Genomic DNA, 15,418 nt, shown 5'->3' on the forward strand with positions numbered 1-15,418 from the left:
TCTTACTTCGTCAGGTCGGCATAGGCGGCGTCATCGAGCAGGCCGTCGATCTCGCCGGCATCGGCAATGGCGATCTTGTAGATCCAGCCGGTCGCCTCTGGATCGGCATTGATCAGGCCGGGATTGGCCGAGAGCTCTTCGTTGACTTCGGTGACGGTGCCCGAGACGGGGGCGTAGATTTCCGAAGCGGCCTTGACGCTTTCGACGACAGCGGCCTCGTCGCCCTTCTTGAGCACCTTGCCGACGGCAGGCAGCTCGACAAAGACGATGTCGCCGAGCGCTTCCTGCGCATAGGGCGTGATCCCCACAATGCCGGTCGAACCCTCGACGCGGATATATTCGTGGTCAGGGGTGAACTTGGTGGTCATGGCTGGCCTCTCAACTGGCTTTGGGCTTGCGGAAATAACGATGTGGCACGAAGGGGGTCGGAACCACCTCGGCCGGCTGGGCACGGCCGCGGACCGACACCTGCAGCTTGGTGCCATGCGTGGCATGGGCCGGTGGCACGAAACCAAGGGCGATGGCCTTGCCCAGCGACGGGGCGAAGCCGCCGCTGGTGACGACGCCGATGGCATTGCCGGCGGCATCGAGAATTTCGGCGCCTTCGCGGGCCGGGGCGCCTTCGACGATCAGGCCGACGCGGATCCTGGACAGCTTGCCCTCGCGCTCGGCGAGGATGCGCGTGGCGCCGGGGAAATCGGCAGCCTCGCGGCGGCGCTTGGAAACGGCAAAGCCGAGATCGGCTTCGGTGGGTGAGATGGTCTCGTTGAGGTCATGGCCATAGAGCGGCAGTCCGGCCTCAAGCCGCAGGCTGTCGCGCGCGCCCAGCCCGATCGGCTTGACTCGATCGTCGGCGAGCAGCGCATCCCAAAGCTTGGGGGCATTGGCGGCCGAGACGAGGATTTCAAAGCCATCTTCCCCGGTATAGCCGGCGCGCGAGATGATCAGCCGCTCACCGCCCCATTCGAAGGGGGCATATTGCATGAAGCTGAGCTCGACTGCGCCCGGGGCGATCTGGGCAATGACATTGACAGCTTCGGGACCCTGCAGGGCCAGCAGGGCATTGTCGGCGTCGGCCCGCATCAGCTTGGCCTTGTCGCCGGCGGCCGCTTCTATGAGGGCGAAGTCGCCCTCCTTGGTGCCGGCATTGACGACGATATAGAGCGCCCCGCCGAAGAGTGGCGAGCGGCCGACCATCAGGTCATCGATCGTGCCACCCTGGTCATTCAGCAGCAGGGTGTAGCGGATATTGCCCGGCTTGAGGCCGGCAATGTCGCCGCAGATCAGTGGCTCGATCAATGCGGCCACGGCGGCATGGTCGGCCTCGGCATCGCCGCTGGGATTGCTGAGCGTGAGGAAGCTCGGGCCCATATGGCTCACGTCGAACAGGCCCGCCTGCTCGCGCGTCCATTTGTGTTCGGTCATGATGCCGCTCGGATATTGCACCGGCAGGCTATAGCCGCCGAAGGGCACCATGCGGCCATTGGCGGCGACGTGGCGCTCATAGAGCGGCGTGGTCTTGAGGTTATCGGCTGAGGTTTCGGCCATCAACACTTCCCGGAAAATGAAACAAGGCGGCACGACTAGCTTCGCCCTGCGGCGAAATCCGTGCCCCCTCTGTCCTCGACACCTGAGAGATTTCCCAGCTGAGCGCTGGTTGCTCCTTCGGTGGGACCGGATGACCCGGTCCGCTTTCCAGAGTTGTTGACCTGACGGCGGTCCTTTGGCCTGAGAGTTTCCGGGGCGGTTGCTCCTTCGGCGCCGGAGAAATCCAGTCTCTCCCGCAGTCCCCGGCACCATGGTGGAGATTCCGCGGGAGGTCAATCCGGCCATTGTAGCGCCAAACGAAAAGGGCGGGCATAACTGCCCGCCCTTCCAAATTCTCTGCGACGAACCTTAGTTCAGCCGGTTGGCCACATCGGCAATGGCGGTGTCGACGACCTGGCCGCCCTTGCGGTTCATTTCGTCGGTCAGCACCAGTCGGGCCGCCTCGATGGCCACATCGGCCGAGCGGGCGCGCACTTCGGCGACGGCCTGGGCCTCGGCCTGGGCGATCTTGTCTTCCACGGCCTTGGTGCGGCGGGTGACCAGGTCAGCAAGCGACACCTGGGCCTCGGCGGTGAGGCGGGCAGCCTCTTCCTTGGCGGCGGCGATGATGCCTTCAGCTTCGCTTTCGGCGGCCACGCGCTTCTGCTCATATTCAACGAGCAGGGCGGCGGCTTCCTCGCGCAGCTTTTTGGCTTCGGCCAGGTCGTCGGCGATCTTCTTGATCTGGCCATCGAGCATCTTGCCGACAATCCGGGGGATGCCGAAATAGAGCGTCAGCGCCAGGAAGATGACGAGGGCGACAAGCGCGTAGAAGCTGTTATCGAGCCATTCCATGTCGCTTACTCCTTGCTCGCCTTGGCGACCGCGGCGCGGACGCTGTCAGCCGATACGTCGCCGACCAGCTGGGTCACGACGGTCTGCGCCGTGGTCGTGGCGATCTCGTCGACATGGGTCAGTGCTTCGGTCTTGGTGACATTGATGCGGGCTTCGGCAGCAGTCACCTTGGCGGCGAGATCGGTCTCGACGGCGCTGCGCTTGGCGGCGAGGTCCGCCTGGATGGCTTCGCGGCTCTCATTGGCAATGCCCTGGGCCTTGGACTTGGCCGCGGCCAGCGCCGATTCATAGGCGGCAATGGCGGCGTCGGTCTTCTGGCGCGAGGCATCGGCCGCTGCCAGATCGGCATCGATGATGGCCTTGCGGTTGGCAAGGATGCCGCCGATGCGGGGCAGGGCAACCCGGCTCATCAGCAGGTAGAGCGCGGCGAATGTAATGGTCAGCCACAGCAGCTGGCTGGGAAACGTCGCCGGATCGAAGGGCGGGAACACGTCCGAACCATGCTCGCCGCCATGGGCTTCGGTCGTGGCATGGGTATCGGCGGTGGGATCGGCGTGGGTCGCGTCGACGGCGCCTTCAGCGCCTTCGACGTGCTCTTCGGCCGGTGCAACCGCTTCTTGGGCGTAGGCTTGCGTTACCATCAGGTGAGGTCCCGTTAAATCCGGTCAGCCGGCCGGAGCCGGAGAAGTGCACGCAGCCGGACCAGGCCCGGCTGCGAAAAGCGTGATCGACGCTGGTCTTAGACGACGAACAGCAGGATCAGGGCAACCAGGAACGAGAAGATGCCCAGAGCTTCGGTCACGGCGAAGCCGAAGATCAGGTTCGAGAACTGGCTCGGAGCAGCCGACGGGTTGCGCAGGGCGCCCGACAGGAAGTTGCCGAAGATGTTGGCCACGCCAATGGCGGCGCCGGCCATACCGAAACAAGCAATACCGGCACCGATGTACTTTGCGGCTTCAGCTTCCATTTTTTAGTCCTTTCAAGCGACTTTTTAAGCGGGGGTTCTGGCGGAACAGCCCGCCGTGACTGGTAGTTAGTGAGACGGGTGGATCGCGTCGTTGAGATACATGCAGGTCAGGACGGCGAAGACGTAAGCCTGAACGGCACCGACGAGAAACTCGAGGCCAGTGAGCGCAATGGCCATGATCAGCGGCAGCGCCGAACCAAGAATGCCGAGGAAACCCAGGCTGGACATGGTGACGATGAAGCCGGTGAAGACTTTGAGCGTGATGTGGCCGGCCAGGATATTGCCGAACAGACGCACGGAGAGCGAGATCGGGCGGCTCATGAAGGAGATGAACTCGATCGGCGCCACGATGGGAAGGATATAGCCGGGCACGCCGGAGGGCACGAACAGCTTGAGGAATTTCGGGCCGTTCTTGACGAAGCCGTAGATCACCACGGTCAGAAAGACCAGCATCGACAGCGCGAAGGTGACGATGATGTGGCTGGTGACGGTGAAGAAATAGGGCACCATGCCGAGCATGTTGGCCACGAGGATGAAGGTGAACAGGCTGAACACCAGCGGGAAGAACTTCATGCCCGCGGTGCCGGCGGCACTTCGCACCATATTGGCCACGAACTCATACATGAGCTCCGCCACGAGCTGCGCCCGGCCTGGAACCACGCGCTTCGCGCCGGTCGCCATGATCATATAGAGCGACACGATCGCCACGGTGGCGACCATGAACAGCGCCGAATTGGTGAAGGCGAAGGTGACGCCACTGCCTTCGGTGCCGTCACCGCCAACGGTGAACAGCTTCGCGATGTCATAGATGACGAACTGGTGGATCGGATCAGTACCGGCCAAGATGGTGCCCTCTAAGCGTCATCATTTGTCTGCCTCGTCTTCCACGTCGGGTCCCAGATCGGACCCCGGCGGGGGAGGCGAAGCGGCATTCATCTGCGCCACCACGCGGGTGACATTGAGTATTCCAGCGGCGAAGCCCATCAGCAACATGATGAGCAAGCCCCAGGGGCTGGTCCCCAGGCCAAGATCGATGAGATAGCCGATAACGGCCCCCACCAGGATCGCGGCGATGAACTCGGTACCGATGCGCATGCCGCGCGCCATACCGCTCATCTCCGGGGAGGCGTCCCTCGAGGTTCTGTTGTCCTCGATATCGCGTTCCCGCTTGGCCGAGGCGATGCGTGATGCAAGATCGCGCGTCACCCCTTCGGCGCTGTCCGGCCGACCTTCGGTATCTTGCGGTTTTACCATCCGCGCGCTCCCCCTGGCCGGCTTTCTCCCGGAGTTTCCGGGACGCCCTTTTAAGTCGCGCGCAACATAGTGGTGGGGTCTGAGAGTGTCAAGACAACCTTACCGACCGTAAGTTGTTGATCTGTAATGGCAATTCAGCTTGTCGCAGGGGTGCGGCATGCTGTCCACCGGCGATCGTGGCGAAGTCGGGGCGGGGACGGGGGGATTCTGTCTCCCAGGGACGTGCGGACGCGCCGCCTGCAGCGCGGTTTTCGAGATGGACGGACCCCGAGGCGGCTTTCGCCTCTGGTAATTTAAAAACGAGACGCCAACCGCCTCCGGGTGCCGGTTTTTGGAACAGTCCCGGTTATCGCGCACGATGGTCGCTCGCCAACGTGCGGCCGGATCTCGAACCTGCGCGGAAGGCAAAGCCCGCGCCCGGCTCACCCCGCCACTGTTCGCCTGCAGGCCGCCCATGCGGAGTGATGGGGAGATTATGGCATGGGTTCTGGAGAGGGGGATAAGTTGGGGACGGCAAGAGGAGATCCCAGCTTGCCCTCGTGCCGGTCCTGGCATTCAATGCCTTATCCGTGCGGGGAGGTTGGCATGGCAGGGGCTGAGAAGGTCGACAGATTTGGCGGCAAGCTGGTTCTGGTGCTGCTGGACAACAAGATTGCGCCATCCATCAAGGAGGGGCGGAGCCTGTGGGGCATGCATGACCCATTGACCTACCACCCCGGCGACCGGCAACACACCATCACGGTGCCGGCGGGTTTCGTCACCGATCTGGCATCGGTGCCGCGCTGGGCCTGGATCCTGATCCCGCCGGACGGACCCTGGGTCAAGGCCGCCATCATCCACGACTACCTCTATTCCACCGGCGGCACCGGCAAATGGAAGAAGCATCCGCCCTCCATTACCCGCCCCCAACCCTATAGCCGGCTGGAAGCCGACCGGATCATGGAAGAGGCGATGGAAAATCGCGGCGTGGGCTGGTTCGCCCGCAGGCTGATCTACGCTGCCGTTCGCCTGGGCGGCTCAGGGGGCTGGCGCGAGAACCGGGCGGCCATGGTCAGCGAGGCGACTGAACGTTATGTGACCGGCGCCTAGCTCGCCTCGCGGAAACTCTCGGCCGTGGTCAGGTCCACCGAGACCAGCTGGCTCACACCGCGCTCGGCCATGGTGACGCCGAACAGGCGATCCACCCGGCTCATGGTGATCGGATTGTGGGTGATGACCATGAAGCGCGTATTGGTGCGCTGCCGCATGCTGTCGAGCAGGTTGCAGAAGCGCTCGACATTGGCGTCGTCGAGCGGCGCATCGACCTCGTCGAGCACGCAGATCGGCGCCGGATTGGTGAGGAATACTGCAAAGATCAGGCTCATGGCAGTCAGTGCCTGCTCGCCACCCGACAGCAGGGTCATGGTCTGCGGCTTCTTGCCCGGCGGACGGGCGATGATTTCAAGGCCCGCTTCGAGCGGATCGTCGCTCTCGACAAAGCTCAGCTCCGCCGTGCCACCGCCGAACAGCGTGGTGAACAGCTCCTGGAAATGCGCATTGACCTTGACGAAGGCGTCGTTGAGCCGGGCGCGGCCCTCGCGGTTGAGCGACTGGATGCCGGTGCGCAGCTTGGCAATGGCCTCGATCAGGTCGGTTTTGTCGCGCACCATGGCATCAAGCTTTTCCTGAACCTCGATGGCTTCCTTTTCGGCCGAGAGATTGACCCCGCCCAGCCGCTCCCGCTCGGCCTTGAGGCGGTCCACCTTCTGCTCGATGGCGGCTTCCGAAGGCAGCGCCTCCTCGGGGCGGATGCCGGAGGCTTCCAGCGTCTTGCTGGCGGGAATGTCGAGCACTTCCTCGATCTGCCGCTCGATCTGCTGGCGCTGGGCGATGAAGCCCTTGGCGCGCTCCTCGATGCGGGTCAGTTCGATCCGGGCATTGGCCAGGATATCGCTGGCGGTCTTGAGGGCCTTGTCGGCCTCGCGATAGCCGGATTGCGCGACGCTCAGGCTGTCGCCGGCCGCCTTGTGGTCGATCTTGGCCTGCTCGATCTGGTCCTCGATCTGCGCACGCCGCGCCACGAACCCATCGGGCGTTTCGTTGACGCCGGCCAGTTGGGCGCTGACTTCGGCGCTGCGCTGGTCCAGCGTCGACAGCTGCGCCAGCGCGCCCTCGCGGCGACGCTGCCAGCTCTGGCTATCGCGCTCGAGCTGGGCGAGACGGCTCTCGCGCATGCGCGCGGCGGTTTCGAAACTGCCCAGCTTGAGCCGGGCCTGGTCCGCCCGGTCACGGGCCGTGGTGAGAATGGATTGGCTGGCCTCGGCGCGCTGGGCGGCGTCGTCCTCGGTGCCGGCCTCGGCCAGCGCCTGTTCGGCCTCGGCGCGAATGGCCTCGGCCTCGCTGAGGCTGGCGGCGAGGCGAATACGGGCTTCTTCCAGCGCCGACTGGCGCGTGGTGAGGTCGCCGATGGCGCGTTGCGCCTTGTCGACCTCGGCCTGCGCCGCGCCAATGGCATGCTGGGCCGCGCGCCAGGCCTCACGGCGCCCGCGCTCCTGCTGCCGGGCCATGTCGAGTGCCACGGTCAGCGCCTCCACGTCGCGCTTATGCGCATTGCGCTCGCCCTTGGCCCGGGCGATTTCCTCGTCCAGGTCAGTGAGACGATTGCGCTGCGCCAAGCGCTGCGCGGCGGCACTCGGTGCGTCCGCGGCCGAGACGAAGCCGTCCCAGCGCCAGAGGGCGCCATCGAGCGTCACCAGCCGCTGGCCGGGCTTGAGCGCATGCATCAGCCCCGGACCATCGGCCGCGTCGATCAGCCCGATCTGGTCGAGCCGCCGCTTGAGCAGGGCGCTGCCGGTGACATAGCGCGACAGCGGCTCGGCGGCCTGGGGCAGGGCGGCGTCATCGCTGTGATCGACCGGCACCGACCAGTGCATCGGCGCGCCGGCATCGGAACTGGCTTCAAGGTCATCGCCGAGAGCGGCGCCGAGCGCGGTCTCATAGCCCGGCGTCACCTTGAGCTGGTCGACAATGGCCGGCCACAGGCCCGAGCCGACATTGAGCATCTTGGCCAGCGTTGCCGCCTCGGCTTCGAGCCGGTTGAGCGCGGCCTCGATTTCCGCAAGGCGCGGGCGGGCGGCGTCGAGCTTCGCCTGGGAACCGGCAGCGACTTCTTCGGCGACGAGGGCGGCGGCTTCGGCTTCCGCAGTGGCGGCCTGTGCGGCGGCCAGGGCACTGCGTTTGTTGGAGAGGGTCTCGTCGGCATCGAGGCTGGCGGCAACGCTCTGTGCTTCCCGTTCGACCTCGGCCGCCTGCTGCGTCAGCCGCTGGATGCGCGCGGCGGCGTCCTGCGCCGAGCGGATCGCCTGCGCCCTGCGCGCGCGGACCTGGGCCAGGAGATCGGCCGCGCTGCGCGCATCGCCTTCGGCGCCGGCAACGGCGGCGCGGGCGGCATCGGCCTCGGCGCGGGCGCGATCGAAATCGGCCTGCGCGGCCTCGCCGTCGGCGGCGAGCCGAGCCTGTTCCTCGCCATAGGCGGCCAGCGTCGTCTCCGCCTCGGCCACGAGGTCACGCTCGCGCGTGCCGTCGGCGGCGAGCTGGCGGATGCGATCTTCCAGCTCGGCGCGGCGCTGGCTGGCGCGGCGGGATTCCTCGGCCAGCTGTTCGGCAAGGATCGTATAGCGCTGCAGCACGGCGCCGGTGACGGCTTCGCGGTCACGCAACGGCTGCAGCGCCGCATCGGCGGCTTCGAGCTTTTTCTGCGCCTGCAATTCGAGATGGGTGGCATCGGCCAGTTCGCGCACCAGCACGGCCTGCTGCGCCTCGGTTTCCTTCTCGGCGAAGCGGGCCGCCACCCAGCGGATATGATATAGCGTCGCCTCGGCGCGGCGGATGTCGCCGCTGAGCGAGCGATAGCGGGTGGCGAGGCGCGCCTGGCGCTTGAGGGTTTCGAGCTGGGTCTCGACCTGGGCGATGATGTCGTCGACGCGCTCGAGGTTGGCCTCGGCCGCGCGCAGCCGCAGCTCGGCCTCATGCCGGCGGGAATGCAGCCCCGAAATGCCTGCCGCTTCCTCGAGCAAAGCGCGGCGTGCGGTGGGCTTGGCGGCGATCAGCTCGCCGATCTGCCCCTGCCGCACCATGGCCGGCGAATGGGCGCCGGTCGAGGCATCGGCAAACAGCAGTTGCACGTCGCGGGCACGCACTTCCTTGCCATTGACGCGATAGACCGAGCCGGCCTCGCGCTCGATGCGGCGTGTGACTTCGAGAATGTCGGCATTGTTGAGGGCCGCTGGTGCGGTGCGGTCGGAATTGTCGAGGACGAGCGTGACTTCGGCCGAATTGCGCGCCGGCCGATTGCCCGAGCCTGAAAAGATCACGTCATCCATGCCCGAGGCACGCATGGCCTTGTAGGAGCTTTCGCCCATCACCCAGCGCATGGCCTCGACCAGGTTGGACTTGCCGCAGCCATTGGGCCCGACAATGCCGGTCAATCCCGGCTCCATGACCAGGGTCATCTCGTCGGAGAAGGATTTAAAGCCGTGCAGCTTGAGGCGGGAGAACTTCACTTCTCCCTTCTCCCGCGCGGGGAGAAGGGAACCACATTTGTTAGGTCGTTACTGCGCAGGGGTGGCTGGCGTCGCGGCAGGGTCGGCTGGGGCCATCGCGCCGCCGGCCGGGGCCATGGCGTCGGTTGTTGCAGCGGGTGCAGGGGCAGCGGCGGGCTCGGCTGCTGCCGGGGCAGCGGTTGTGGCGGCGCCGGTCGTGGCAACGAAATCGGCAGGAACAAGGGGATCGATTTCAGCGGCGAGCTGCTCGAGCGTCTTGTCACCGGTGAGTGTCTTGCCATTGACATAGAATGTCGGGGTGCCTGCCAGACCAAATTCATCCAGCGCCTGTTCGCGCAAGGCTTCCATCCCTGTGAACAGTTCCTGATTCGTCAAGGCAGCGTCGAAAGTTTCCTGGGTAAAGCCCAGCTGCTTGGCGATTTCGAGGATGGCATCGCGCGGTGTCTGCGAGCTAGCCCAGGTGGTCTGGGTCTTGAAATAGGTCGACAGCACATTGTGGTAATTGGTCGGGCCGGAGGCCTCGGCCAGCATGAACACGGCCGCGTCGAGCACGTTGCGCACGAAGGGGCGCACGATGAGCTTGACCTTGCCGGTATCGACATAGGACTCGATGAAGCCCGGCAGCACGTCATTGGAGAAGGTCGCGCAATGCGGGCAGGTCGGCGAGGCATATTCAATGACGGTGACGGGAGCGGTTTCGCTGCCCATGACGTGGTCGGCAACCCCGCCGGCAGGCGCCAGCAGCTTGGCAACATCCACCATGTCGCCTTCGGCAGCGCTGGCGGTGGCCACCCCGCAAAGGCTCAGGGCCGACGCGGCCGCAGCCAGGATGAGGGTGTCACGGCGGTTAAAGTTCACGACTAACGCTCCTGTTTTGTTGCGCGCGACACTACACGCGGCAATTGTGTGGGCAAGTGGGCACAGCCATCAACCCGACGTGAACAGTGCGGTTCCACTGTCGCGACAATGGCTAGTCGCTTCGCCCCGATCTGCTGGATAGCGCGTGACCCAGAGTCCGCAACGCTTCCCTCAGATCGTCGTCGGCAATATCGGCCACCTGGGCCCCGACCTTTGCGATCACGCTCTGGCTCGGTTGGAGCGGTTTTTGCTCCTTGCGGCCTGAACCGGGGGTGAACGGCTCTGCGGACAGGCGCACCGCCCCCACCAGTACAAAGCCGAAATAGCGGTTGATCGCCGCGGCGATCTTGGGCCCCTCATGGGCGATGGCCATGGCATGGCCCGGCACGCAGCGCAGGACCAGCGTCGCCCCCTCGGCGCCACGCTCGCCGCGCGGCCAGCTCAGCTTGTCGGGAATGGCCACGGTGTCATAGGGCTTGGGCGCCATCACCGACCAATGCGCGATGATGTCCCGGCTGGCAAAGCCGCGCTTCTTCAAGACCGGATCGAGCGCGCCACTCAGCACATCGGCGACGCTCATCGTCCGATTGCGGCGTTTCGGTTCGGGGAGATCGTCCTTGGCCATAACAGTGGAGTATCGCTCGGGGCCTGCCCACACAAGAGCGTGGCACCCCCTTGTCGGCATGATCAGGATGGAGTTATCCGGTTCCCATGTATCTTCCCGATCCCGCCCCCATCGATGCCCCGGCCGTGCTCGCCTGGTATGACCGGCATGCGCGCGACCTGCCCTGGCGCATTGCCCCGGCCGATCGGGCACGTGGGATCGGGCCCGACCCTTACCGTATCTGGCTCAGCGAGGTGATGCTGCAGCAGACCACGGTGGCGGCGGTGAAGAACTATTTCCTGCGCTTCACAAGCCTCTGGCCCACCGTCCACGATCTCGCCGCGGCGCCGCTCGACAGCGTGCTCAAGGAATGGGCCGGCCTTGGCTACTATGCCCGCGCCCGGAACCTGCATGCCTGCGCCCAGGCCGTGGTGAACGAGCATGCCGGCGTTTTCCCGCAGACCTCGGCTGGCCTGCAGACCCTGCCGGGCATCGGCGCCTATACCAGCGCCGCCATTGCCGCCATCTGCTTTGACGAACCTATCGCCGTGCTCGATGGCAATCTCGACCGCGTTCTGGCGCGCTACTATGCGCTGCCCGTCCCGGTGCGCGAGGCCAAGGACGAGCTGCGCGCCGCCCTACAGGCCGCGGTGCCCGAGCGGGCAGGGGACTTTGCCCAGGCCATGATGGATCTGGGCGCCACCATCTGCGCGCCGCGCACGGCCGCCTGCATGCTGTGCCCGATCCAGCCGGGCTGCACGGCCACCAGGGTGGGCGATCCGACCCTCTATCCCGTCAAGCCGGTCAAGGCCGAACGGCCGGTGCGCAAGGGTCATGCCTATGTGATGCGCGACGCCGATGGCGACGTCTATCTGCAGAGCCGGCCCGAAAAGGGCCTGCTGGGCGGCATGACCGAAGTGCCCGGCTCCGCCTGGGCCGCCGACCTGCCGGTGGCGGACTATCCGGTGACCGGCGCCTGGCAGCATCGGGGGCAGGTGGTGCATGTCTTCACCCATTTCCGGCTCGAGCTGGAAATCTGGTCGGCGCAGGTGCCGGCCGATGGGCTCGATGGCGGCTGGTGGGCGCCGCCGCGCGCGCTCAAGGGCGAGGCATTGCCCACCCTGTTCAGAAAAGTGCTGGCCGCGGCAGGGCTCGACTAGGCAATTGCCTGCTGCCTGACCTGGATCAATTACCGGAGGGCCATTTGGGTGCAAGCTGGAACGACCAGCATGAGGAGCATCCGATGCCAGCTTTTCCGATCGTCACGCTCAAGCCAGAGCCCTTTGCCTATATCACCATGACCACGCCCATGTCCGACATCGCCCAGGCCATGGGGCAGGGCTTTGACCGGCTGGGCGCGGCCTTTGGCCAGTCCGGTGCGCGCATGGCGGGCATGCCGATGTGCCACTATACCGCCTATGACGAGAAGACCACGACCTTCGAACTCGGCTTTCCCGCCCGCCCCGACGAACTCGACAAGCTCAAGGCGGCCGGCCTTCAGACCGGCCAGACGCCATCGGGCCGCAATATGAAGGCGGTGCATATGGGGCCGTATGACACGGTGGTGCAGACCTACAATGCCATGACCGAGGAAATGAAGGCCCGCGGCCTCACCGCTGCGCAGGATATGTGGGAAGTCTATTACAGCCCGCCGGACAGCCCGCCTGAGCAGATCAAGACGGAGATCCTCTGGCCGGTGCAATAACCGGCCGACGTCACGCCGTCAGCAGGTCCTTTGCCCCATAGTGCCCCGAGCCATCCAGGTCGGCGCAGACGCGGTTGCGCCCCTCATGCTTGGCCCGGTAGAGCGCGGCGTCGGCGCGGTCGAATGCCGATGACGGCGGCGTGCCCCCGGCAAAGCCGGCCACGCCGAAACTGGCACTGACCCTGGTGCCTGCAGGCATCTCGGATATGTCGCCGGCATGAAAGCGGGTGCGGATCATCTCGGCGACATCGAGCGCCTCCTGCATGAACATGCCGGGCAGCAGCAGCGCGAACTCCTCCCCGCCGATACGGCCTGCCTGATAGCCGGTCCGCGCCATGACGCTGGCAAAGGCGCAGATCACCTCGTCGCCAACCTGGTGGCCGAAGCGGTCATTGACCTGCTTGAAATGGTCGATGTCGCAGAAGATCACCGCTCCGCCCCTGGCTGCCGTCACGCCGGCCAGCGCATCGAAGGCCCGGCGGTTGAGCAGGCCCGTCAGCCCGTCGCGTTCGGACTGCAGCCGGAATGTCTCGATCGTGTCGGCAATGATCGCCGAGATCACGAGCGTGATGATCCCCAGGGTGAGGAAGCTCTCGCCCGCCAGCAGGGCCAGCTCCATCGATGAACCGTTGAAGCCGGTAAATTCGATACCGGGCCCGAAATACCAGACCAGCAGCGGCAGTCGCGCAATCCTGAGCAGCGCCAGTATGCAGACCGATATGAGCAGGGAAGTGTCCAGCACCCGCCAGCGCAGCCGGCTCACAATGCGCAGGCCGGCATCGATCATGGCCAGGCAGCAGGCGAGCTGCACGAACAGGACCTGGTAGAAGAACGGTGCGCCGACGGCAAACAGCGCCACGGCAATGGCACACAATCCGGCAAAGGCCAGGTTGAACGCCCGCCGCCAGCGCTTCTCGGACATCATGGCGTGGATGGCGCTGTTGGCCAGCCAGAAGCCGAGCGGCGCCATCACCATGGCGGAGATGAACTCCAGCGGCGTGCCGGGCGCAAAGGTGACGATCAGCGTTTGCGTTGTGCCGACGCCAAGCGCCGCCGCCAGCCAGGCCAGCGGCTCATTGCGCCGCAGCGCCAGACTGGCCACGGCACAGAGCAGGGCCAGAAAGCCCAGTATGGCAGCGATGACGATATTGAGCCCGACCATGGCGGACATTGTGCGCCCCCGCACCCCAAGTCACGGCAGGCATGGTGGGGGTGACGGGTTAACACGGTCCTTCCGGACCGGTACGGATGGCGACAACTGGCTGTTATCGTTAAGGGATGTCCGCGCCTCGCTCTATCGTTATCCCGATCTCCATTTGGCATGGCGCTCTTTTTCACGAGGCATACTAGGATGGACACGTCGAGCCCGCCATTGCGGGCTGATTGGCATTGTTGCCGAGTAATGATCCGCTTTGCGGGTCTTCGGCCCCTGAGGGCCAATTCATGCCAAAGCCGCCGACTGTGCATTCCGAAGCGCCGAGCACTCTCGCTGTTGTCGTGTCATCCAACGAGCCGCTGCTGTTCCTGACGGAAGACCTCAAGGTCATTGCCGCCAGCGCATCCTTCTGCCGCGCCTTCGAGATCGATCCTGCAGCCGTTCTGGACCGGCACCTGGGCCAGCTCGGGGCCGGCGAATGGGCCATGCCCAAGCTGGTTTCCCTGCTGAAGGCGACCGCGTCGGGCAGTGCGCGTATCGAAGCCTACGAAATCGACCTCGTGCGCCCGGACCACAAGGCGCGGCAGCTCATCGTCAATGCACGCTCGATGACGGCGACGCCGACAATATCCGCCTGCTTGTGGCCATTACCGATGTGACCGACATGCGCGCCGAGGCGCGACTGAAAGACAATCTGGTCCGCGACAAGGCCATGCTGCTCTAGGAGGTTCAGCATCGGGTGGCGAACAGCCTGCAGATCATCGCCAGCGTCCTCATGCAGAGCGCGCGAAGGGTGCAGTCGGAAGAGGCGCGGGGGCATCTGCAGAACGCCCATAACCGCGTCATGTCCATTGCGGCCCTGCAGCGCCAGCTCTCCACCTCCAGCGGCGGCAATGTCGAAGTCCGCAGCTATTTCAACCAGCTTTGCCTGAGCCTTGGCGCGTCCATGATCGCTGACCCCGAACGCCTCTCGATCGAGGTGACGGTCGATGACAGCGCCGTTGAGGCGGACATCTCCGTGAGCCTGGGGCTGATCGTGACCGAACTGGTCATCAACGCCCTCAAGCACGCTTTCCCCGATGAGCGGGACGGCAAGATACTGGTCGACTATCGATCCTCGGGCGATGACTGGACCCTTTCCGTCACCGACAACGGCATCGGCATGCCCTCGGGCGAGGATGCACCCAAGGCAGGACTGGGGAGCGGCATCGTCGAGGCGCTCGCCAAGAACCTGTTGGGCGAAATCGCCGTGAGCGATGCCGGCCCCGGCACCGCCGTCACCATCAGCCACCAGGAAGATGCCGCTGTGCAGGCCGATCTTCCCAGCGCGGCATAGGAACTCAATTGCTTCCCAATCGCTTTACCCTACTGGCCTGGCCTGTGTGGCTCCGCCCAGTTACCAGAGCAAGCAATGAATAAAGGCAAGGCCGTCGTACTGGTGGTCGAAGACAGCACGATCATTCGCATGGGTGCGGTCGATCTGGTGCTGGCAGCCGGCTACGAAGCGCTGCAGGCGCGCGATGCCGATGAGGCCATCGCCATCCTCGAGTCACGGGGCGATGTCGATCTGGTTTTCACCGATGTGCAGATGCCCGGGACAATGGACGGCATAAAGCTGGCCCATTACATCCGGGACCGCTGGCCGCCGGTCAGGCTGATCGTCGCGTCCGGCGCCGCCATCATCGAAGAAAGCAGCCTGCCCGGTGGCAGCAGCTTCTTTTCCAAGCCCTATGATGATCACGCCATCACCGACGCCATGGCGCCCCTGCTCGCTGGCGACGCTTCTGCCGGCTCAAGGGTCTGACCGGCGCCAGCCTGGCCAGATTGACAATCTGCAGGCTTTGGCCGACCTTGACGGCATGACCTGCCGCCGCACCAACTTCAAGGCCTCGAAAAAAGCCCCCGCATAGGGGCTGATGGTCGTCGCGCGCAGGAATTAGCAAGCACATCG

The 15,418-nt window shown here is 65.2% G+C and carries 15 protein-coding genes, 1 pseudogene and 1 riboswitch; of the genes and pseudogenes, 5 read left to right on the forward strand and 11 right to left on the reverse strand.

The annotated features are described in order from the left end of the window. Positions 1-2: 2 nt before the first annotated feature. The 7 genes from gcvH to ACLI1C_RS05505 all read right to left on the reverse strand — a co-directional run bounded on the left by gcvH (position 3) and on the right by ACLI1C_RS05505 (position 4,603). Positions 3-368, reverse strand: coding sequence for a glycine cleavage system protein GcvH (gcvH, locus tag ACLI1C_RS05475; RefSeq protein WP_411395856.1), 366 nt, complete (start codon positions 366-368; stop codon positions 3-5). A 10-nt stretch (positions 369-378) separates the two neighbouring features. Beyond that, on the reverse strand, positions 379-1,548 hold the full coding sequence (gcvT, locus tag ACLI1C_RS05480) for a glycine cleavage system aminomethyltransferase GcvT (protein ID WP_411395857.1): 1,170 nt from the start codon (positions 1,546-1,548) through the stop codon (positions 379-381). A gap of 158 nt (positions 1,549-1,706) precedes the next feature. Then, a riboswitch (glycine riboswitch) is annotated at positions 1,707-1,794 on the reverse strand. Between the two features lie 102 nt (positions 1,795-1,896). After that, a complete protein-coding gene (locus tag ACLI1C_RS05485; protein ID WP_411395858.1) occupies positions 1,897-2,382 on the reverse strand; it encodes an ATP F0F1 synthase subunit B in 486 nt (161 codons plus the stop codon). Positions 2,383-2,387: 5 nt separating this feature from the next. Further along, a complete protein-coding gene (locus ACLI1C_RS05490) occupies positions 2,388-3,026 on the reverse strand; it encodes a F0F1 ATP synthase subunit B (RefSeq protein ID WP_411398230.1) in 639 nt (212 codons plus the stop codon). Between the two features lie 95 nt (positions 3,027-3,121). Then, the gene (locus ACLI1C_RS05495; protein ID WP_108462026.1) at positions 3,122-3,349 is read right to left on the reverse strand and encodes a F0F1 ATP synthase subunit C; all 228 of its coding nucleotides are present in this window, start codon (positions 3,347-3,349) and stop codon (positions 3,122-3,124) included. 66 nt (positions 3,350-3,415) lie between these two features. Continuing rightward, complete coding sequence (locus ACLI1C_RS05500; protein WP_411395859.1) at positions 3,416-4,192, reverse strand: F0F1 ATP synthase subunit A; 777 nt, start codon at positions 4,190-4,192, stop codon at positions 3,416-3,418. 21 nt (positions 4,193-4,213) lie between these two features. Next, entirely contained in the window at positions 4,214-4,603 is a 390-nt protein-coding gene (locus tag ACLI1C_RS05505; protein ID WP_411395860.1) for an AtpZ/AtpI family protein, read from the reverse strand. A gap of 585 nt (positions 4,604-5,188) precedes the next feature. Between ACLI1C_RS05505 and ACLI1C_RS05510 the strand changes: the two genes are divergently transcribed. Continuing rightward, complete coding sequence (locus ACLI1C_RS05510; RefSeq protein WP_411395862.1) at positions 5,189-5,692, forward strand: DUF1353 domain-containing protein; 504 nt, start codon at positions 5,189-5,191, stop codon at positions 5,690-5,692. Here ACLI1C_RS05510 and smc read toward each other — a convergent pair. The 3 genes from smc to ACLI1C_RS05525 all read right to left on the reverse strand — a co-directional run bounded on the left by smc (position 5,689) and on the right by ACLI1C_RS05525 (position 10,627). Beyond that, positions 5,689-9,144, reverse strand: a complete 3,456-nt coding sequence (gene smc, locus ACLI1C_RS05515; protein ID WP_411395864.1) for a chromosome segregation protein SMC — start codon at positions 9,142-9,144, stop codon at positions 5,689-5,691. The two genes, ACLI1C_RS05510 and smc, sit on opposite strands and share 4 nt — an antisense overlap. A gap of 48 nt (positions 9,145-9,192) precedes the next feature. Beyond that, positions 9,193-10,002 carry a thioredoxin domain-containing protein gene (locus tag ACLI1C_RS05520; RefSeq protein ID WP_411395865.1) on the reverse strand — a complete coding sequence of 270 codons (810 nt, stop codon included), beginning with the start codon at positions 10,000-10,002 and terminating at the stop codon, positions 9,193-9,195. A 112-nt stretch (positions 10,003-10,114) separates the two neighbouring features. After that, on the reverse strand, positions 10,115-10,627 hold the full coding sequence (locus ACLI1C_RS05525; protein WP_411395866.1) for a DUF721 domain-containing protein: 513 nt from the start codon (positions 10,625-10,627) through the stop codon (positions 10,115-10,117). An 86-nt stretch (positions 10,628-10,713) separates the two neighbouring features. Here ACLI1C_RS05525 and mutY point away from each other — a divergent pair, with 86 nt between their 5' ends. Then, positions 10,714-11,766 carry an A/G-specific adenine glycosylase gene (gene mutY, locus ACLI1C_RS05530; RefSeq protein WP_411395867.1) on the forward strand — a complete coding sequence of 351 codons (1,053 nt, stop codon included), beginning with the start codon at positions 10,714-10,716 and terminating at the stop codon, positions 11,764-11,766. An 83-nt stretch (positions 11,767-11,849) separates the two neighbouring features. Then, on the forward strand, positions 11,850-12,311 hold the full coding sequence (locus ACLI1C_RS05535; RefSeq protein WP_411395868.1) for a GyrI-like domain-containing protein: 462 nt from the start codon (positions 11,850-11,852) through the stop codon (positions 12,309-12,311). 10 nt (positions 12,312-12,321) lie between these two features. On the opposite strand, the gene ACLI1C_RS05540 is transcribed toward ACLI1C_RS05535, so the two are convergent. Further along, complete coding sequence (locus ACLI1C_RS05540; RefSeq protein WP_411395869.1) at positions 12,322-13,482, reverse strand: GGDEF domain-containing protein; 1,161 nt, start codon at positions 13,480-13,482, stop codon at positions 12,322-12,324. 272 nt (positions 13,483-13,754) lie between these two features. Between ACLI1C_RS05540 and ACLI1C_RS05545 the strand changes: the two are divergent. Both ACLI1C_RS05545 and ACLI1C_RS05550 read left to right on the forward strand, forming a co-directional pair. Further along, a pseudogene (locus ACLI1C_RS05545) lies at positions 13,755-14,803 on the forward strand (sensor histidine kinase). 75 nt (positions 14,804-14,878) lie between these two features. Then, entirely contained in the window at positions 14,879-15,271 is a 393-nt protein-coding gene (locus ACLI1C_RS05550; RefSeq protein ID WP_411395870.1) for a response regulator, read from the forward strand. Positions 15,272-15,418 lie beyond the last annotated feature (147 nt).

The organism is Devosia sp. XGJD_8, from assembly GCF_046614475.1.
Classification (GTDB): Bacteria; Pseudomonadota; Alphaproteobacteria; order Rhizobiales; family Devosiaceae; genus Devosia.